The organism is Streptomyces cadmiisoli (genome assembly GCF_003261055.1).
In the GTDB taxonomy this organism is placed as follows: domain Bacteria; phylum Actinomycetota; class Actinomycetes; order Streptomycetales; family Streptomycetaceae; genus Streptomyces; species Streptomyces cadmiisoli.
The window spans coordinates 3,742,691-3,760,099 of the sequence record NZ_CP030073.1; the positions used below are offsets into that span (position 1 = coordinate 3,742,691).

At 72.1% G+C, this 17,409-nt stretch carries 19 protein-coding genes; 12 read left to right on the top strand and 7 right to left on the bottom strand.

Going from position 1 to position 17,409, the window contains the following annotated elements; translation table 11 throughout:
- Window positions 1-15: 15 nt before the first annotated feature.
- Window positions 16-1,458 (top strand): aldehyde dehydrogenase family protein, encoded by a 1,443-nt coding sequence (locus tag DN051_RS15850; protein WP_107093818.1) that lies wholly within the window; start codon window positions 16-18, stop codon window positions 1,456-1,458.
- Window positions 1,448-2,353, top strand: coding sequence for an aldehyde dehydrogenase family protein (locus tag DN051_RS15855; RefSeq protein ID WP_053756942.1), 906 nt, complete (start codon window positions 1,448-1,450; stop codon window positions 2,351-2,353). Before DN051_RS15850 ends, DN051_RS15855 begins: the two co-directional genes overlap by 11 nt.
- Before the next feature lie 71 nt (window positions 2,354-2,424).
- Here the strand turns inward: DN051_RS15855 and DN051_RS15860 are convergent, their stop codons facing one another.
- Window positions 2,425-2,808, bottom strand: a complete 384-nt coding sequence (locus DN051_RS15860) for a hypothetical protein (protein WP_112438943.1) — start codon at window positions 2,806-2,808, stop codon at window positions 2,425-2,427.
- Window positions 2,809-2,867: 59 nt separating this feature from the next.
- Between DN051_RS15860 and DN051_RS15865 the strand changes: the two genes are divergently transcribed.
- The gene (locus tag DN051_RS15865; protein ID WP_079000373.1) at window positions 2,868-3,572 is read left to right on the top strand and encodes a uridine kinase family protein; all 705 of its coding nucleotides are present in this window, start codon (window positions 2,868-2,870) and stop codon (window positions 3,570-3,572) included.
- Window positions 3,573-3,718: 146 nt separating this feature from the next.
- Here DN051_RS15865 and DN051_RS15870 read toward each other — a convergent pair whose 3' ends face one another.
- Window positions 3,719-4,501 carry a SigE family RNA polymerase sigma factor gene (locus tag DN051_RS15870; RefSeq protein WP_053760128.1) on the bottom strand — a complete coding sequence of 261 codons (783 nt, stop codon included), beginning with the start codon at window positions 4,499-4,501 and terminating at the stop codon, window positions 3,719-3,721.
- A 243-nt stretch (window positions 4,502-4,744) separates the two neighbouring features.
- Here DN051_RS15870 and afsQ1 point away from each other — a divergent pair, with 243 nt between their 5' ends.
- The 5 genes from afsQ1 (at window position 4,745) to DN051_RS15895 (ending at window position 8,563) form a co-directional block, all read left to right on the top strand.
- Window positions 4,745-5,422, top strand: coding sequence for a two-component system response regulator AfsQ1 (gene afsQ1, locus DN051_RS15875; protein WP_053760127.1), 678 nt, complete (start codon window positions 4,745-4,747; stop codon window positions 5,420-5,422).
- Window positions 5,419-7,020, top strand: coding sequence for a sensor histidine kinase (locus DN051_RS15880; protein ID WP_053760126.1), 1,602 nt, complete (start codon window positions 5,419-5,421; stop codon window positions 7,018-7,020). Before afsQ1 ends, DN051_RS15880 begins: the two co-directional genes overlap by 4 nt.
- On the top strand, window positions 7,017-7,637 hold the full coding sequence (locus DN051_RS15885; protein WP_053760125.1) for a hypothetical protein: 621 nt from the start codon (window positions 7,017-7,019) through the stop codon (window positions 7,635-7,637). Before DN051_RS15880 ends, DN051_RS15885 begins: the two co-directional genes overlap by 4 nt.
- An 80-nt stretch (window positions 7,638-7,717) precedes the next feature.
- Window positions 7,718-8,269, top strand: coding sequence for a VanZ family protein (locus tag DN051_RS15890; RefSeq protein ID WP_053760124.1), 552 nt, complete (start codon window positions 7,718-7,720; stop codon window positions 8,267-8,269).
- 93 nt (window positions 8,270-8,362) lie between these two features.
- The gene (locus DN051_RS15895; protein ID WP_053760123.1) at window positions 8,363-8,563 is read left to right on the top strand and encodes a PspC domain-containing protein; all 201 of its coding nucleotides are present in this window, start codon (window positions 8,363-8,365) and stop codon (window positions 8,561-8,563) included.
- Window positions 8,564-8,662: 99 nt separating this feature from the next.
- Here the strand turns inward: DN051_RS15895 and DN051_RS15900 are convergent, their stop codons facing one another.
- Window positions 8,663-8,986, bottom strand: a complete 324-nt coding sequence (locus DN051_RS15900) for a hypothetical protein (RefSeq protein ID WP_053760122.1) — start codon at window positions 8,984-8,986, stop codon at window positions 8,663-8,665.
- Between the two features lie 141 nt (window positions 8,987-9,127).
- A complete protein-coding gene (locus DN051_RS15905) occupies window positions 9,128-10,291 on the bottom strand; it encodes an adenosine deaminase (RefSeq protein WP_112438944.1) in 1,164 nt (387 codons plus the stop codon).
- A gap of 113 nt (window positions 10,292-10,404) precedes the next feature.
- Here DN051_RS15905 and DN051_RS15910 point away from each other — a divergent pair, with 113 nt between their 5' ends.
- Window positions 10,405-11,166, top strand: coding sequence for an alpha/beta hydrolase (locus DN051_RS15910; protein WP_053760120.1), 762 nt, complete (start codon window positions 10,405-10,407; stop codon window positions 11,164-11,166).
- A gap of 81 nt (window positions 11,167-11,247) precedes the next feature.
- Here DN051_RS15910 and DN051_RS15915 read toward each other — a convergent pair whose 3' ends face one another.
- Complete coding sequence (locus tag DN051_RS15915; protein WP_053760119.1) at window positions 11,248-12,201, bottom strand: LysR family transcriptional regulator; 954 nt, start codon at window positions 12,199-12,201, stop codon at window positions 11,248-11,250.
- A gap of 63 nt (window positions 12,202-12,264) precedes the next feature.
- Between DN051_RS15915 and DN051_RS15920 the strand changes: the two genes are divergently transcribed.
- Together DN051_RS15920 and DN051_RS15925 are read left to right on the top strand one after the other, a co-directional pair.
- A complete protein-coding gene (locus DN051_RS15920) occupies window positions 12,265-13,536 on the top strand; it encodes an MFS transporter (RefSeq protein WP_112438945.1) in 1,272 nt (423 codons plus the stop codon).
- 137 nt (window positions 13,537-13,673) lie between these two features.
- Window positions 13,674-14,678, top strand: a complete 1,005-nt coding sequence (locus tag DN051_RS15925; protein ID WP_053760117.1) for a sigma-70 family RNA polymerase sigma factor — start codon at window positions 13,674-13,676, stop codon at window positions 14,676-14,678.
- Here the strand turns inward: DN051_RS15925 and DN051_RS15930 are convergent.
- Window positions 14,571-14,960 carry an STAS domain-containing protein gene (locus DN051_RS15930; protein WP_079001090.1) on the bottom strand — a complete coding sequence of 130 codons (390 nt, stop codon included), beginning with the start codon at window positions 14,958-14,960 and terminating at the stop codon, window positions 14,571-14,573. The two genes, DN051_RS15925 and DN051_RS15930, sit on opposite strands and share 108 nt — an antisense overlap.
- Before the next feature lie 149 nt (window positions 14,961-15,109).
- Between DN051_RS15930 and DN051_RS15935 the strand changes: the two genes are divergently transcribed.
- Window positions 15,110-16,030: an AEC family transporter gene (locus DN051_RS15935; RefSeq protein WP_053760115.1), complete on the top strand. Its 921-nt coding sequence runs from the start codon at window positions 15,110-15,112 to the stop codon at window positions 16,028-16,030.
- Window positions 16,031-16,098: 68 nt separating this feature from the next.
- On the opposite strand, the gene DN051_RS15940 is transcribed toward DN051_RS15935, so the two are convergent.
- Window positions 16,099-17,382, bottom strand: a complete 1,284-nt coding sequence (locus DN051_RS15940; protein ID WP_112438946.1) for a thymidine phosphorylase — start codon at window positions 17,380-17,382, stop codon at window positions 16,099-16,101.
- Window positions 17,383-17,409 lie beyond the last annotated feature (27 nt).

The following is a 17,409-nucleotide window of genomic DNA, read 5'->3' on the forward strand; positions in this document are numbered from 1 at the left end:
CCCATGAACACGGACATGCAGACATCCGCATTCGCCTACGCCCCGGCCCCCGAGTCCCGCTCGATCGTCGACATCGCGCCGTCCTACGGCCTGTTCATCGACGGTGAGTTCGTGGAGGCCGCCGACGGCAAGGTCTTCAAGACGGTCTCGCCCTCCACCGAGGAGGTCCTCTCCGAGGTCGCGCAGGCCGGCTCCGAGGACGTCGACCGCGCGGTGAAGGCCGCCCGCAAGGCCTTCGAGAAGTGGTCGGCGCTGCCCGGCGCCGAGCGCGCGAAGTACCTGTTCCGCATCGCGCGGATCATCCAGGAGCGCAGCCGTGAGCTCGCCGTGCTGGAGACCCTGGACAACGGAAAGCCGATCCGGGAGACCCGCGACGCCGACCTGCCCCTGGTCGCCGCGCACTTCTTCTACTACGCGGGCTGGGCCGACAAGCTCGACCACGCCGGGTACGGCCCGGACCCGAGGCCGCTGGGCGTCGCCGGCCAGGTCATCCCCTGGAACTTCCCGCTGCTGATGCTGGCGTGGAAGATCGCTCCGGCGCTGGCCACCGGCAACACCGTGGTCCTGAAGCCGGCCGAGACGACCCCCCTGTCGGCCCTCTTCTTCGCGGACGTCTGCCGCCAGGCGGGCCTGCCCAGGGGCGTCGTCAACATCCTTCCCGGCTACGGTGACGCGGGCGCCGCGCTCGTCGCCCACCCGGACGTCGCCAAGGTCGCCTTCACCGGCTCCACGGCCGTCGGCAAGGAGATCGCCCGCACGGTCGCGGGCACCCGCAAGAAGCTCACCCTGGAGCTGGGCGGCAAGGGCGCCAACATCGTCTTCGACGACGCCCCGATCGACCAGGCCGTCGAGGGCATCGTCACGGGCATCTTCTTCAACCAGGGCCAGGTCTGCTGCGCGGGCAGCCGCCTGCTGGTGCAGGAGTCGATCCAGGACGAGCTGCTGGACTCCCTCAAGCGCAGGCTCTCCACCCTCCGCCTCGGTGATCCGCTCGACAAGAACACCGACATCGGCGCGATCAACTCCGCCGAGCAGCTCGCCCGTATCACCGCGCTCGCCGAGACGGGTGAGGCCGAGGGCGCCGAGCGCTGGTCCCCCGCCTGCGAACTGCCCTCCTCCGGCTACTGGTTCGCCCCGACCCTCTTCACGAACGTCACCCAGGCGCACACCATCGCCCGCGACGAGATCTTCGGCCCGGTCCTGTCGGTCCTCACCTTCCGCACCCCGGACGAGGCCGTCGCCAAGGCCAACAACACGCAGTACGGCCTGTCCGCCGGCATCTGGACGGAAAAGGGCTCCCGCATCCTGGCGGTCGCGAACAAGCTGCGCGCGGGCGTCGTCTGGTCCAACACGTTCAACAAGTTCGATCCGACCTCGCCGTTCGGCGGCTACAAGGAGTCGGGCTTCGGCCGCGAGGGCGGCCGCCACGGCCTGGAGGCGTACCTCGATGTCCGATAAGTCCGAGAAGTTTGACGAGCGACTCTCCGTCTTCAAGACCTACAAGCTGTACGTGGGGGGCAAGTTCCCGCGTTCCGAGAGCGGCCGGGTGTACGAGGTGACGGACTCCAAGGGCAAGTGGCTGGCCAACGCGCCCCTCTCCTCCCGCAAGGACGCCCGTGACGCGGTCGTCGCCGCCCGCAAGGCCTTCGGAGGCTGGTCCGGCGCCACCGCCTACAACCGCGGTCAGGTGCTCTACCGGGTCGCCGAGATGCTGGAGGGCCGCCGCGACCAGTTCGTGCGCGAGGTGGCCGACGCCGAGGGCCTGTCGAAGTCCAAGGCCGCGGCACAGGTGGACGCGGCGATCGACCGCTGGGTCTGGTACGCGGGCTGGACGGACAAGATCGCCCAGGTGGTCGGGGGCGGAAACCCGGTCGCGGGCCCGTACTTCAACCTCTCCACCCCCGAGCCGACGGGTGTGGTGGCGGTCCTCGCCCCGCAGGACTCCTCGTTCCTGGGCCTGGTCTCGGTGACCGCCCCGGTGATCGCGACCGGCAACACGGCGATCGTGATCGCCGCCGAGAAGTCCCCTCTCCCGGCGCTGTCCCTGGCCGAGGTGCTGGCCACCTCCGACGTACCCGGCGGCGTGGTGAACGTCCTCTCCGGCCGCACGGCGGAGATCGCCCTCCCGCTCGCCGCCCACCAGGACGTCAACGCGATCGACCTCGCGGGCGCCGACGACTCGCTGGCGAAGGAACTGGAGATCGCGGCGGCGGACAACCTCAAGCGCGTACTCCGTCCACAGCCTGTGGATTACGCGGCGACTCCGGGCACCGACCGCATGACGGCGTTCCTGGAGACGAAGACGGTCTGGCACCCCACGGGTGCGCTGGGGGCCTCCGGCTCCTCCTACTGACCGCCACCGCAGACCAGAGGGCCGCGCCTCCCCTCCGTCCGGGGGAGACGCGGCCCTCTGCCGTACGCGCTTCAGCCCTGCTGCGCCGATCCCGTCACCTGCCCGACCACCGGCATCTCCCCGACCGACGGGGCCTGCGTCACCGGACGGGTCAGGTCCCGGGTCTTGACCGCCTTGAAGTCCCCCACCTGGGTGTCGACTCCGTTGTCGAGCGGGTCGGCGTTGGTGCCGGCGAGCGGGTTGGGCTTGACGCCGGCCACGGTGCCGGTGACGTGCGGCACCTGGTCGGTCAGCGTCCGCACGGCCGTCCGCGGGGCGAACTCGCCGAGCGCGACGGGCTGCGGCTCGGCGGCGGCGGAGGTGGTCGCACCCGCCCCCAGGGCCGCACCCGCGGTCGCGAGTGCGATCAGAACACGCCGGGCGTTCGACTGCCGGGCGGAGACGTGTCGGGCCATGACTGGTGCCACCTTCTGCTGCATAGAGTAAGCGAATCGACACGAAGAGTAGTTGAGGTGTGACACGCGCTTCAAAGCCGACCCGCGGGGTCGTTCAGGAGTGGTCGGATGCATCAGACTGGTGTCCCGTGAGCTCCCATCCACCGATACCCACCCGGGTCGTGCTGCTGTGCGGGCCCTCCGGCTCCGGCAAGTCCCTCGTCTCCGCCCGTTCCGGCCTGCCGGTGCTGCGGCTCGACGACTTCTACAAGGAGGGCGCCGACCCCACGCTGCCGCAGGTGCCGGGGAGCTCGGACATCGACTGGGACCACCCGGAGTCCTGGGACGCCGCCGCCGCCGTCGCCGCGATCGAGCGACTGTGCCGCACGGGGCGCACCGAGGTCCCGGTCTACGACATCTCGCTCAGCGCCCGCACCGGCGAGAACACCGTCGACATCGGCCGGACCCCGCTGTTCATCGCCGAGGGCGTCTTCGCCGCCGAGATCGTCCGGCGCTGCCGCGAACTCGGGGTGCTGGCCGACGCGCTGTGCCTGAGCCGCGGCCCGCTGCGCACCTTCCGCCGCCGCTTCGTGCGCGATCTGAAGGAGGGCCGCAAGTCGGTGCCGTTCCTGCTGCGCCGCGGCTGGCGCCTGATGCGTGCCGAGCGTTCCATCGTGGCCCGGCAGACCGCGCTCGGCGCCCACGCCTGCGACAAGGACGAGGCGATGGGACGGCTGGCGGCCGCGGCGGCGGGACGGTCCACGACGCTGCGCACGGCCGCCTGACCCGGACGCCGCGCACACACGCGAAAGCGGGACCGGACGGACCCCCCGGCCCTCCAGCCCCGCTTCCGTACCACTCCCCCGTGGTCCCCCCGGACCCCGCTTTCCCCCGTGCTCCCCCCGGTGGGCGCTCCCCCGCGCCCCCGCCGTCAGGCGACAAGCTCCCCGAAGGCGTGCTGCTCGTCACGGCCGAAGCTGAGGACCTCGTCCTCCCGCAGCCTGCGGAGCGACCGCCAGATGCTGGACTTCACCGTGCCGACACTGATGTCGAGGATCTCCGCGATCTCCGGGTCCGTGCGGCCCTCGTAGTAGCGGAGGACCAGCATGGTGCGCTGGAGCTCGGGCAGCCGGGCCAGCGCCTGCCACAGGACCGCGCGCAGCTCGGTGCCGCGCATCGCGTCCGTGTCGCCGGCCGTCTCCGGCAGTTCCTCGGTCGGGTACTCGTTCAGCTTGCGGCGGCGCCACGCGCTGATGTGCAGGTTGGTCATGGTGCGGCGGAGGTATCCGCCGACCGCCGCCTTGTCACTGATCCGGTCCCACGCCTTGTACGTCGAGAACAGCGCGCTCTGCAGCAGGTCCTCGGCCTCGAAGCGGTCACCGGTGAGGTGGTAGGCGGTGGCGTACAGGGAGGCGCGGCGTTCCTGGACGTAGGCGGTGAATGCCGCTTCGGCATCCGCCGTCTCCGTCGGCGCGCAACGCTCCCCCGATTCCTCCCTGTACGCGGCTCCCCCGTGTGTTTCCCCCGTGAAACCGTCAACCACCGTCATGTAGGGCTGAAGCCCCGGCTGTGCATGCGCGGTGTGCTGACGCCCGGTGCCGCGAGCGCACCCCCGCCCGCTCACGGCACCGGACTTCTCGGAACCCCGGTGCGTGTTCACGTCGTGCAGACGCGTGATCACTGCGCTGGTGCTGATGCCGTGCAGCGTGTTCATCTCGCGCCCCCCGTCGTGGACTTGCCCGTGTTCTGTCTTGCTCGGTCCTGCTTCCTTGCCCGTGCCGAAAAGCTTGCCGGGGTCACTTCATGGACGTGTCCGCCGACTGTCACAGACCTGTCACAGGGGTCGGCTCGTATGTCGTTCCTACGAGACGTACAAACCGGTCACGGAGCAGAGCGGTACGGCTACGCACCTGCCCGAGTGTCGAAACGCCACCCCACCATGGGCCAGAATGAGCCCGTGCCTTCCCTGTTGCTGATCGAGGACGACGACGCCATCCGAACGGCCCTGGAGCTCTCACTGACGCGCCAGGGACATCGCGTGGCGACCGCTGCCAGCGGAGAGGACGGTCTGAAGCTGCTGCGTGAGCAGCGGCCGGATCTGATCGTGCTGGATGTGATGCTGCCCGGTATCGACGGGTTCGAGGTGTGCCGGCGCATCCGGCGCACGGACCAGTTGCCGATCATTCTGCTGACCGCGCGCAGCGACGACATCGACGTGGTCGTCGGCCTGGAGTCCGGAGCCGACGACTATGTCGTCAAACCGGTGCAGGGCCGGGTGCTGGACGCGCGGATCCGGGCGGTGCTGCGCCGCGGTGAGCGGGAGTCGAACGACGCGGCGACCTTCGGCAGCCTGGTCATCGACCGTGCGGCGATGACCGTGACGAAGAACGGCGAGGACCTCCAGCTGACCCCGACCGAGCTGCGGCTGCTGCTCGAACTGAGCCGGCGGCCGGGACAGGCGCTGTCGCGGCAGCAGTTGCTGCGTCTGGTGTGGGAGCACGACTACCTGGGCGACTCGCGGCTCGTGGACGCCTGTGTCCAGCGGCTGCGCGCCAAGGTCGAGGACGTGCCGTCGTCCCCGACACTGATCCGTACCGTGCGGGGTGTGGGCTACCGGCTGGATCCGCCTCAGTGACGAAGGGGCAAGGGGGTCTCCGCGGCTGGGCCGCGGCACGCAAGGGAGTTCTGTCGGCGCTGCGTTTCACCAGCCTGCGGCTGCGGCTGGTCGTGGTGTTCGGGCTGGTGGCGTTGACCGCGGCGGTGTCCGCGTCCGCCATCGCGTACTGGCTCAACCGTGAGGCCGTGCTCACCCGCACCCAGGACGCGGTGCTGCGCGACTTCGAGCAGGAGATGGAGAACCGGGCGGGCGCGCTGCCCGAGCACCCCGGCCAGGACGAGCTCCAGAGCACCGCGGGCCAGATGGCGAGCAGCAGCCAGCGGTTCAGTGTGCTGCTCGTCGCCGAGGACGCGAACGGGCGCACGGTGTACGGCAGTTCCGGCGGCCTCAACGACGGCTTCGCCCTGACGGACGTACCGGAGTCGCTGCGTACGGCCGTCGCCGAGGAGCAGCCGCTGACCTCCGGGAACAAGTCGCCGTACCACCTGTACTGGCAGCGGATCGTCGACGACGGCACCCCGTACCTGGTGGCGGGCACCCGCGTGATCGGCGGCGGTCCGACCGGGTACATGCTCAAGTCGCTGGAGCCGGAGGCCAAGGACCTCAACTCGCTGGCCTGGTCGCTGGGCATCGCCACCGGTCTCGCGCTGATCGGTTCCGCGCTGCTCGCGCAGGCCGCCGCGACGACCGTGCTCAAGCCCGTGCACCGGCTCGGGGTCGCCGCGCGGCGGCTCGGCGAGGGCCAGCTCGACACCCGGCTGCGGGAATCGGGCACCGACGAACTGGCGGAACTGTCACGGACGTTCAACCGGACCGCGGAGGCGCTGGAGAAGCGGGTCGCCGACATGGCCGCGCGGGACGAGGCCTCGCGCCGGTTCGTCGCCGACATGAGTCACGAGCTGCGCACGCCGCTGACCGCGATCACCGCCGTGACGGAGGTGCTGGAGGAGGAGCTGGACTCCGAGAGCGGCGGCATCGACCCGATGATCGAGCCCGCGGTACGGCTCGTGGTGAGCGAGACCCGGCGGCTGAACTCCCTCGTGGAGAACCTGATGGAGGTCACCCGCTTCGACGCGGGCACCGCCCGGCTGGTCCTGGACAACGTCGACGTCGCGGACCAGATCACCGCCTGCATCGACGTACGGGCCTGGCTCGACGCGGTGGAACTGGACGCGGAGCGCGGTATCCACGCCCGCCTCGACCCGCGCCGACTGGACGTGATCATGGCCAATCTGATCGGCAACGCGCTCAAGCACGGCGGTTCGCCGGTGCGGGTGTCCGTGCGGGAGCACCAGGGCGACCGCGACGGGGCCGACGAGGGCAAGGCGGGCGCGGAGGTCGTGATCCAGGTGCGGGATCACGGGCCCGGCATCCCCGAGGACGTCCTGCCGCACGTCTTCGACCGGTTCTACAAGGCGAGCGCCTCCCGGCCGCGCTCCGAGGGCAGCGGGCTCGGCCTGTCCATCGCCCTGGAGAACGCGCACATCCACGGCGGCGAGATCACCGCCGCCAACTCCCCGGAGGGCGGCGCGGTGTTCACGCTGCGGCTGCCGCGGGACGCCTCGGCGCTGGCGGCCGAGGAGGAGCGCTCGATGGAGAGGGGGGACCTCCGATGAGGCGGCACGTGCGCCTGCTGGCGCTTCCCCTGCTGACGCTCCCCCTGCTCGGCGGTCTGCTGGCCGGCTGCGGCATCCGGGCCACGGAGGTGCCGACGGACTTCGGCCCCGCGCCGTCCCGCGCCCAGTGCTCGCTGACCGGGGCGGACACCGCCACCCGGTCCTCGCGCGGGATGCCGGTGCGGGTGTTCCTGCTGTGCGGTTCGTCGCTGGTGCCCGTCGACCGGACGGTGCGGGTGCCCGAGGGCACGGCGGACTCCGAGCGCCGCGTTCTGGTGGCGCGGGCGCTGCTGGACGAACTGGCCACGACGCCGTCGGCCCGGGAGGCGGAAGCCGGGTACTCGACGGACGTGCACGGCGGCATCACGGTGCGCGGGCCGGGCGCCGGCGACCCCGACGACACCCTTCGCCTGGCCACCGCCCCCGAGGACCTCACCTCGTACTCCCTCGCCCAGATCGTCTGCACCTTCTCCGACTCGGCGGCGGCCGAGGGCGACGGCTCGGTCATCCTCGGCGGCCCCGGCCGCGAGCGGCCCCTGCGCTACGAGTGCACGGACGAGGTCCGCTCCCGGCCCGGCTCCGTCGAGCCGCCGTCGACGCGGGTCGCGGGCGGCTGAGCCCGGATGTGGCGCATGCCTCGTCCCGGTCGGGGCCGCCGGCCGGAACCGATCGTGCCGGAGGCCGCGTCTAGGGGATCGTGCAGCGTCAAGGCTCCATGGGCGGCAACGCCGCGATCCGCATGCGTGTGACGGGGGGTGTCCTCCTCGTCGCGCATCTCGTGTTCGTCGCCTGGTGCACGCTGCGTCCACTGGACGTCCCCTGGGTGATGCCCGCCAATCTGCGCCCGCTCGCGGGCATCCGGGCCGATCTGGCGCTGGGCTGGCCCGAGGCGGCGCGCGGCATCGGGGGCGGGCTCGCGCTGCTGGCGCCGCTGGGTGTCCTGCTTCCGCTGGCCGGGGGGCGGCCGGCCGTCTCGCCGCTGGGTTCGCTGGCCCGTACGGTCGCGGCCGGGGCGCTGATCTCGCTCACCATCGAGCTGTTGCAGACCGGGGTGCCGGGCCAGGTCGTGGACGTGGACTCGGTGCTGCTGAACGCCGCGGGTGTGGCGCTCGCGCATGTCGCGGTCGTACCGGCCGGGCGGTACTGGATACGCCGCAGGTCTCAGTCCCGGCTCCGGGAGGCCCTGCGCCGGGACGAGTCCGCTCAGGGTCGGACCCCGACGATTCCCAGGGTCGGCATCGCCCCGTAGAGTGACGCTTTGCCCCCTTCGTCTCCGTACCGTGGAAGTCAGTCGAGGCCGCCATCGGGGAAGCCTCGGCACGACGCTCACGAAGGAGTCGCCATGTCCCGCCTCGCCCGTCCCAGCAGCGGCCGGATGATCGGCGGAGTGTGCGCAGCGCTGGCAGGGCGCTTCGGCACCTCCGCGACAACGATGCGTGTGATCTTCCTGCTGTCCTGTCTGCTGCCGGGGCCGCAGTTCCTGCTCTACCTCGCGCTGTGGATCCTGCTGCCGTCGGAGAGCAAGTCACGGACGGCCTGGTGACCGAGCCCTCCTGAGCGGAACCCCCCCTCCCTCAGGAGAAAGACCGATGGGGCGCACCCGGGAAAGGGTGCGCCCCATCGGCATGTGCGAGGCCGGTGCTCAGCCCAGCGGGAGGCCGTTCACCGCGCTGCCGTGCGTGGGCAGACCGCCGAGCAGTGCGGCGACCGGGGCGACCGGGCCCTCGACGGGCTTCGGGCGGGCGGCCTTGCCGGTGGAGAAGCCGGGCTGCGCCTGCGCCAGGGCCTCGGCCGGGTTGGGCAGCGCCCGGGGGAGGTCCTTCGCCGGCAGCGTCCGGGTGACGCTCTTCAGCGCCTGGCCGGCGTCGGGGACGGCCGGTGCGGCGTCGGCGGCACCCGCACCGGTGGCGGCGAAGGCGGCACCGAGAGCGGCGACGCCGAGGGTCTTCGCAGCAGACTGCTTCATGTTGAATTGCATCCTTGACTTGCTTGAAATGGGATGACGGGGATCGGGAGCGGCCCATGAACGTAAACACGCGACGGCTGGGGCCGCAAACATCGAAATGCGGACGGATTGTGAATGCGCGTCCGCGTCCCCGTCCCTCGATCAGGCCTCGTCGGACGCGGAATCGCTGGTCGAAGCGGTCTGCTTGAACAGCCATTCGGACTTCAACTCGGCATAGCCGGGCTTGATCACGTCATTGATCATGGCCAGTCGTTCATCGAAAGGAATGAATGCTGACTTCATAGCATTGACCGAGAACCACTGCATGTCGTCGAGCGTGTAGCCGAACGCTCCGACCAGGTGCTCGAATTCCCGGCTCATGCTGGTGTGGGACATCAGCCGGTTGTCGGTGTTGACCGTCGCACGGAAGTGCAGCCGGCGCAGCAGCCCGATGGGGTGCTCGGCGTAGGAACTGGCCGCGCCGGTCTGGAGGTTGGAACTGGGGCACAGCTCCAGCGGGATGCGCTTGTCCCGGACGTACGCGGCGAGCCGGCCGAGCTTGACGCTCCCGTCCTCGGCGACCTCGATGTCGTCGATGATGCGCACCCCGTGGCCGAGCCGGTCGGCGCCGCACCACTGGAGGGCCTGCCAGATGGACGGCAGTCCGAAGGCCTCGCCGGCGTGGATGGTGAAGTGGTTGTTCTCCCGCTTGAGGTACTCGAACGCGTCGAGGTGCCGGGTGGGCGGGTAGCCGGCCTCGGCGCCCGCGATGTCGAAGCCGACGACGCCCTGGTCGCGGTAGCGGTTGGCGAGTTCCGCGATCTCCAGGGCGCGGGCGGCGTGCCGCATCGCGGTCAGCAGGGCGCCGACCCGGATCCGGTGGCCGTCGGCCCGCGCGGTCCGCTCCCCCTGCCGGAAGCCCTCGTTGACGGCCTCGACGACCTCTTCGAGGGTGAGCCCGCCCTCCAGGTGCTGCTCGGGGGCGTAGCGCACCTCGGCGTAGACGACGCCGTCCGCGGCGAGGTCCTCCGCGCACTCGGCGGCGACCCGGACCAGGGCCTCGCGGGTCTGCATGACGCCGACGGTGTGGGAGAACGTCTCCAGGTACCGCTCCAGGGAGCCGGAGTCGGCGGCCTCGCGGAACCACAGGCCCAGCTTGTCGGGATCGGTCTCGGGCAGGGCCGAGTAGCCGCCGGTGTGGGCGAGTTCGACCACGGTGCCGGGCCGCAGCCCGCCGTCGAGGTGGTCGTGCAGCAGAACCTTGGGTGCCCGGCGGATCTGGTCCGAGCTCGGGGTGTTCCCCATCCGGTCAGTCTGGCTCGTCATTTCGGCACTTTAACTCCTACGCGCGTAGAGCGCGTGGGACGCGAAACCGTCGATACGTAACGGTGACCGTGCGAACGGGTGGCGTACACCAGTGCTTCTGACACTGTTCTGTCATGGCACAGCAAGCGACGCCGGTTCGCTCGGCCCGGCTGGGGCGGGCGCTCGGTCCGGAACCGACTGCGGTGAGCGGGGTGGTGCTGCTGCTCCCCGGTGGCGACGCGACCTCCGCGCGCCGGCCCTCGCCCCTGCTCGCGGCCGCGTCCGTAAGGGGGTTGGGGCGCCGGCTGTCGCGTGCCGGCCGTGACGAGGGCCTGATCGCGCACATCGTGCACTACCGCTACCGCGGCTGGAACGGCAGCGAGGCGCATCTCGCGCGCGACGCCTCGTGGGCCGCCGACGAGGCGGTACGGCGCTACGGCGACGTCCCGGTCTGCCTGGCCGGCCGCGACATGGGCGGCCGGGCCGCGCTGCACGCGGGCGGCCACGAGGCCGTCAACTCCGTGATCGCGGTGGCCCCCTGGCTGCCGGAGGACGATGTCGCGGCGCCGCCCGAACCGGTGAAGCAGCTCGTCGGCCGCAAGGTGCTGATCGTGCACGGCACCAACGACGAGCGCACCGACCCGGAGCTGTCGTTCCGGTTCGCGGCACGCGCGAAGAAGGCCAACCGGGACGTCTGCCGGTTCGAAGTCCACGGCGACCGGCACGGGTTGCACCAGTACCGCGACGAAGTGCTCTCCCTCGCCGAGGACTTCGCCCTGGGAACCCTGTTCGACCGCGCCTTCTCCCGGCCCGTCGAGGACGCCCTGGCCGCACCACCGCCCCTGGGCCTGCGCATGCCGCTCGCCGCGGGCTTCGGGCGGTCGCTGCGCCGGTAGCCCCGCAACGCCGCCGGGCGCGACCATGGGCCCGGACCCCGCGGCCCCGGACGCGGTGCGGTGCGGCGGGGCCGAGCGGGGTCAGTCGGGCAGCAGGTGGCCGCGGCGGGACAGCAGGAACCTCTTGAACGCCGCCACCGGGGGTGTGTCCGGGCGGCCGTCCAGCCAGGCGACGCCGATCTCGCGTGCCGCGCGCGGAGCGGTGACCGTGAGTTCCACGACGCCGGGACGCGCCACGGTGGGCGGTGGCAGCAGCGCGACCCCGAGACCGGCCGCGACCAGACCCCTGAGCGTCTCGGTCTCCTCCCCCTCGAAGGCGATCCGGGGTTTGAACCCGGCCTCCCGGCACAGGTCGTCGGTGATGCGGCGCATGCCGTAACCCGGTTCCAGCGTCACGAAGATCTCCTCGGCGGCCTCGGCGAGGCGGACCCGTTTCCGGCCGGCGAGACGGTGGTCGGCCGGGACGACGAGGCGCAGCTTCTGCTCGTCCAGACGGCGCGCCACCAGGTCGGGGGCGTCCGGGACGGGAGAGGTCAGGCACAGGTCCAGCTCGCCGGCCCGGAGCCGTTCCAGCATCGCCTCGCCGTAGTTCTGGACCAGGCTGAAGCGGATCCCCGGATGGTCGGCGCGGAAGGCCTGGAGCAGGCCAGGGACGGTCTCGGCGCCCATGGTGTGCAGGAACCCGAAGGCCACCTTGCCGGTGGCCGGGTCGGCATCGGCGCGCACCTCCTCGGCGGCCCGCGCGATCTCGGCCAGGGCGCGTTCGACCGAGGCCAGGAACGTCCGGCCGGCGGTGGTCAGCGACACCGTACGGCCGCGGCGGGCGAACAGGTCGACGCCGAGGTCCTGTTCCAGCCGCACCATGGCCCGGGACAGGGTCGACTGCGGGACGTTCATCTCCTGCGCGGCGCGTGTCACGTGCTCGGTGCGGGCGACGCCGGCGAAGTGCGCCAGCCGCGGGGCGAGCAGCGCGACGATGTCTTCTGTGTCACTGCTCGGTGACAGCCGGCTTCGTGACCTCTGTTGATGCTCCACAGGAACGATTATGGCGATTCCATGCATTGGACGGATGAGTGGGCGGGTCCTTAGGTTCGAAGCATGAACCCCGCCGATACCGGGGCGTCCACCACCCTGGACGCCGCAGCCCCCGTCCCTGCCGCCCCCGTCGCCGACTCGCGCATGGCCCCCGGCGGGCCCGGCTACCGCCGGATGAGCCTCGCCCTGTTCCTCGCGGGCGTCGCGACCTTCGCGCTCCTCTACTCCACACAGGCCCTCCTCCCCCTGATCTCCGGCGACTTCGGCGTGACGGCGAGCGAGGCCAGCTGGACGGTGGCGGCCTCCACCGGCGGACTGGCGCTGTTCGTCCTCCCGATGAGCGCGCTGTCGGAGCGGTACGGCAGGCGTACGGTCATGACGGCGTCCCTCGCTCTCGCGGTGGCGATCGCCCTGCTCATCCCCTTCGCGCCCTCGCTGGGCGCGCTGGTGGCGCTGCGGGCGGTGCAGGGCGCGGCGCTGGCCGGGCTGCCGGCGTCGGCGGCCGCGTACCTCGCGGAGGAGGTCCGGCCCCGCGCGCTGATCACCGCGATCGGCCTGTTCGTGGCCGGCAACAGCATCGGCGGGATGAGCGGCCGGGTGCTGACCGGCTGGGTCGCGCAGGAGTGGGGCTGGCGGATCGCGGTCGGCGCGCTCGGCCTGGTCGCCGTGGCCTGCGCGGTCGCCTTCCGGCTGCTGCTGCCGGCCCCGAAGCACTTCGTGCCGGGCTCGCCGCGTCCGCGGGTGCTGGCCCGCACGGTCCGCGACCACCTCGCCGACCCGCTGCTGCGCCGCCTGTACGCGATCGGCGCCCTGTTCATGACGGTGTTCGGCGGCGTCTACACGGTGATCGGGTACCGCCTGACCGAGGAGCCGTTCTCGCTCCCGCAGGGCATCGTCGGCTCGATCTTCCTGGTCTACCTGGTCGGCACGGTGTCGGCGTCGACGGCGGGCCGGCTGGTCGGCCGGCTGGGCCGGCGCGGCGCCCTGTACCTGGCGGGCGGCACCACGGCCTCGGGCCTGCTGCTGTCCACGGCGGACTCGCTGGCGCCGGTCCTGGTCGGCCTGGTCCTGATCACCGCGGGCTTCTTCGCGGGGCACGCGGTCGCCTCGGCGGCGGTCAGCAAGACGGCCACCCGGGGCCGCGCCCAGGCCGCCGCGCTGTACCAGTCGGCGTACTACATCGGGTCCAGCGTGGGCAGCACCGTCGGGGCCGTGGCCTTCCACGCGGGCGGCTGGGCCGGCACCGTCGGGGTCGGGCTGCTGGCGGTGCTCGGTGTCGTGGGCATCACCCTGCTCGGCTCCCGCGCGGCACGGCTGGCGACGCGGGTGGCGTAGCCGCTCAGTGTCTCATTCCCCGCCCCGGTGACCAGCGCCTTCCGCCGGTCCGGGGGCCATTGTCAGTGGGCTGCGGTAGCTTCCGAAGTGCTGGGCTCAATGGCGCGGCACGGGACGGCCACAGGGGTGGGTGGACGATGGGCAACGGCACGGCGACGACAGACCTCGAAGCGGCACTGGAGAAGCACCGCGTCGAGCTGACCGGTTACTGCTACCGGATGCTCGGTTCCTCCTTCGAGGCCGAGGACGCGGTCCAGGACACCCTGGTCCGCGCCTGGCGCAGCTTCGACAAGTTCGAGGGCCGCTCCAGCGTGCGCTCCTGGCTCTACCGGATCGCGACGAACGTCTGCCTCGACATGCTGAGCGCCGGGAACAAGCGCGCCCGGCCGATGGACCTGTCCGAGGCCACCCCGCTCGCCCGGGCCGCCCTCTCGCCCCGCCCCGACCACACCTGGCTGGAGCCGATGCCCGACGCCCGCGTGCTGCCCGCGACCGCCGACCCGGCCGAGGCCGCGGTCGCCAAGGAGTCGGTGCGCCTCGCGTTCATGGCGGCCCTGCAGCAACTGCCGCCCAAGCAGCGCGCGGTGCTGATCCTGCGCGAGGTGCTGGCCTGGAAGGCGGCCGAGGTGGCCGAGCTGCTCGGCACCTCCGTCGCGTCGGTGAACAGCGCCCTGCAGCGCGCCCGCGCGACCCTCGCCGAGCGGGCGGACACGGGCGCCGACGCGGCCGTGAGCGACCCGCTGGACGAGGAGCAGCAAAAGCTCCTGGAACGGTACGTCGCCGCCTTCGAGGGGTACGACATGACGGCGCTGACGGCCCTCCTGCACGAGGACGCCGTGATGACGATGCCGCCGTTCGACCTGTGGCTGCGCGGCCCCGCGGACATCACGGGCTTCATGACCACGATCGGCTCCGCCTGCGCGGGCTCCCGCCTGCGGCCCGTCCGGGTCAACGGACTGCCGGGCTTCGCGCACTACAAGCCGGACCCGGAATCGGGCGGGTTCGCGCCGTGGGCGGTGCAGGTGCTGGAGATCTCAGACGGCCGGATCACCGGGTTCCACTGCTTCCTCGACACCAAGCGGTGGTTCCCGCTGTTCGGGCTGCCCCTCCATCTCGAAGCGGAGGCCGACCAGGTCGAGTAGGGCGTGCAGAGCGGGGGCGGGATCCCGCAGCCGGATCCGTCCGCCGGCCCGCTTGGCCGTCAGCTCCAGGCGGGCCAGCAGATCCACGGCGGCGAGCCCCGGCGGTCCGAGCCCCGCGACGTCGCACACCACCACGGGCGCCCCGGTGGTCTCCAGCAACGCCCGCACGTCGTCGCACAGCCCCGCCACCTCGTCTCGGGCGACGACGGGGCCGGCCAGCACGATGTCCGCGGGGGTCATGGCATCCACGAGCGGTAGACCGGACGGGCGGGCGGAACTCATCGGGCCGACGCCGATCCGGTGCCGTGGGCTGTCCGCGATGCAGGATCACATTGACCCGCCGCCCTCCTTCCCCGGAGGGTTGGATGTATGCCCCATGGATCATCACCGCCCGTGCCGCCCGACGCCTCCGTGACCGTCATGGAGGCGTTGTGCAGGGGGTGTTGAGCGGCTTCGTCGTCATCGCCGTCGTGATCGCCGTGGGCTACGGCATCGGCCGGGCCGGTCATCTCGGGGAGCAGGGCCGCGAGGTCCTGACCAAGCTCGCCTTCCATGTCGCCTCACCGGCCCTGCTGTTCACCACGCTGGCCGGGGCCGACCTGTCGGTGGTCTTCTCCGACCGGCTGCTGGTCACCGCGCTGAGCACGGCGGCGGTGGCCGGGGTGTTCGTCGCCGTCGGCGCGGTCCGCCGCTGGGGAGTCGGCCGTACGACGATCGGCGCCCTGTGCTCCAGTTACGTCAACTCCGGCAACCTCGGCATCCCGATCGCGGTGTACGTACTGGGCGACGCGTCGCTGGTGGCGCCGGTGCTGCTGTTCCAGCTGGTCGGGGTCACGCCGGTCGCGCTGACGGTCCTGGACCTCGCCGGCGGCGGCCGGAAGCGGCCGCTGTGGCAGCGCCTGCTGACGCCGCTGCGCAATCCGATAGCGGTCGGATCGCTGGCCGGGGTCACGGTGTCGGCGGCGGGCGTCACCGTCCCCGGTCCGCTGCTGGACCCGCTCACCCTGATCGGCAACATGTCGGTCCCGGCGGTCCTGCTGGCGTTCGGCATCTCCCTGCGCGGCAGCGCACTGCCCCTGCGCGGCGCCGAGCGGGCTCCCGTACTGCTCGCCGTGGCCCTGAAGTCCTTCGCCCAGCCCGTGGCAGCCTGGGCGCTGGCGGCGGGCGTCTTCGGCCTGCGGGGCGCGGCGCTGCTCGACGTGGTGGTGACCTCGGCGCTGCCCGCCGCGCAGAACCTCTTCACGTACGCGAGCAGTTACCGGGTGGGTGAGGTCCTGGCGCGGGAGGCGATCCTGCTGTCGACGGTGCTGTCGGTACCGGTCCTGGTGGCGGTGGCGGCGCTGCTCGGGTGACCCCCGGTACGCCGGACGGGACCGGTGGTGGTCCACCGGTCCCGTCCGCGCGAAGGAGAGGCCGCGGGTCAGGCGATGCGCTCCAGCACCACCGGCGACGCGGTGAAGGCCGTGCCCGGCGCGGCGATGTCGTACGAGCCCTCGACGGCCTCCAGGGCGTAGGAGAACCGCTCCGGCGTGTCCGTGTGCAGGGTCAGCAGCGGCTGGCCCTCGGCCACCCGGTCGCCGGGCTTGGCGTGCATCTCGACGCCGGCCGCGGCCTGCACCGGGTCCTCCTTGCGGGCCCGGCCGGCGCCCAGGCGCCAGGCCGCGATGCCGATGTCGTAGGCGTCCAGGCGGGTCAGGACGCCCGACGCGGGTGCCGTCACCACATGCTGTTCCCTCGACGTGGGCAGCGCCGCGTCCGGGTCGCCGCCCTGGGCCGCGATCATGCGGCGCCAGTGGTCCATCGCGGAGCCGTCGGCCAGTGCCTTGGCCGGGTCGGCGTCCTTCACACCCGCCGCGTCGAGCATCTCGCGGGCCAGCGCCAGCGTCAGCTCGACCACGTCCGCCGGGCCGCCGCCCGCGAGGACCTCCACCGACTCACGGACCTCCAGGGCGTTGCCCGCGGTCAGGCCGAGCGGCGTCGCCATGTCCGTCAGCAGCGCCACCGTCCGCACGCCGTGGTCCGTGCCGAGGCCCACCATGGTGGAGGCCAGCTCCCGGGCGTCGTCCAGCGTCTTCATGAAGGCGCCCGTGCCGACCTTCACGTCCAGGACGAGCGAGCCGGTGCCCTCCGCGATCTTCTTCGACATGATGGAGGAGGCGATCAGCGGGATGGCCTCGACCGTGCCGGTGACGTCGCGCAGCGCGTACAGCTTCTTGTCGGCCGGGGCCAGTCCGTCGCCCGCCGCGCAGATCACCGCGCCGACGCCGTCCAGCACCGAGAGCATCTCCTCGTTGGACAGCAGGGCGCGCCAGCCCGGGATCGACTCCAGCTTGTCCAGCGTGCCGCCGGTGTGGCCGAGGCCGCGGCCCGACAGCTGCGGAACGGCCGCACCGCAGGCGGCGACCAGCGGGGCCAGCGGGAGGGTGATCTTGTCGCCGACGCCGCCCGTGGAGTGCTTGTCGGCCGTCGGGCGGGACAGCGCGGAGAAGTCCATGCGCTCACCGGAGGCGATCATCGCGGCGGTCCAGCGGGCGATCTCCCGCCGGTTCATGCCGTTGAGCAGGATGGCCATCGCGAGGGCCGACATCTGCTCGTCGGCGACCTCGCCGCGGGTGTACGCGTCGATGACCCAGTCGATCTGGTCGTCGCCGAGCTCACCGCGGTCCCGCTTGGTGCGGATGACGGAGATGGCGTCCATGGCCATGGCTGGCTTCCTTCCGGAAAGTGCGAG

Coding starts and splice junctions, on each gene's coding strand:
- DN051_RS15850 (WP_107093818.1), top strand. CDS start 16: ATGCAGACATCCGCATTCGCCTACGCCCCGGCCCCCGAGTCCCGCTCG.
- DN051_RS15855 (WP_053756942.1), top strand. CDS start 1,448: ATGTCCGATAAGTCCGAGAAGTTTGACGAGCGACTCTCCGTCTTCAAG.
- DN051_RS15860 (WP_112438943.1), bottom strand. CDS start 2,808: ATGGCCCGACACGTCTCCGCCCGGCAGTCGAACGCCCGGCGTGTTCTG.
- DN051_RS15870 (WP_053760128.1), bottom strand. CDS start 4,501: ATGAACACGCTGCACGGCATCAGCACCAGCGCAGTGATCACGCGTCTG.
- DN051_RS15885 (WP_053760125.1), top strand. CDS start 7,017: ATGAGGCGGCACGTGCGCCTGCTGGCGCTTCCCCTGCTGACGCTCCCC.
- DN051_RS15895 (WP_053760123.1), top strand. CDS start 8,363: ATGTCCCGCCTCGCCCGTCCCAGCAGCGGCCGGATGATCGGCGGAGTG.
- DN051_RS15900 (WP_053760122.1), bottom strand. CDS start 8,986: ATGAAGCAGTCTGCTGCGAAGACCCTCGGCGTCGCCGCTCTCGGTGCC.
- DN051_RS15905 (WP_112438944.1), bottom strand. CDS start 10,291: ATGACGAGCCAGACTGACCGGATGGGGAACACCCCGAGCTCGGACCAG.
- DN051_RS15910 (WP_053760120.1), top strand. CDS start 10,405: ATGGCACAGCAAGCGACGCCGGTTCGCTCGGCCCGGCTGGGGCGGGCG.
- DN051_RS15920 (WP_112438945.1), top strand. CDS start 12,265: ATGAACCCCGCCGATACCGGGGCGTCCACCACCCTGGACGCCGCAGCC.
- DN051_RS15925 (WP_053760117.1), top strand. CDS start 13,674: ATGGGCAACGGCACGGCGACGACAGACCTCGAAGCGGCACTGGAGAAG.
- DN051_RS15930 (WP_079001090.1), bottom strand. CDS start 14,960: ATGAGTTCCGCCCGCCCGTCCGGTCTACCGCTCGTGGATGCCATGACC.
- DN051_RS15940 (WP_112438946.1), bottom strand. CDS start 17,382: ATGGCCATGGACGCCATCTCCGTCATCCGCACCAAGCGGGACCGCGGT.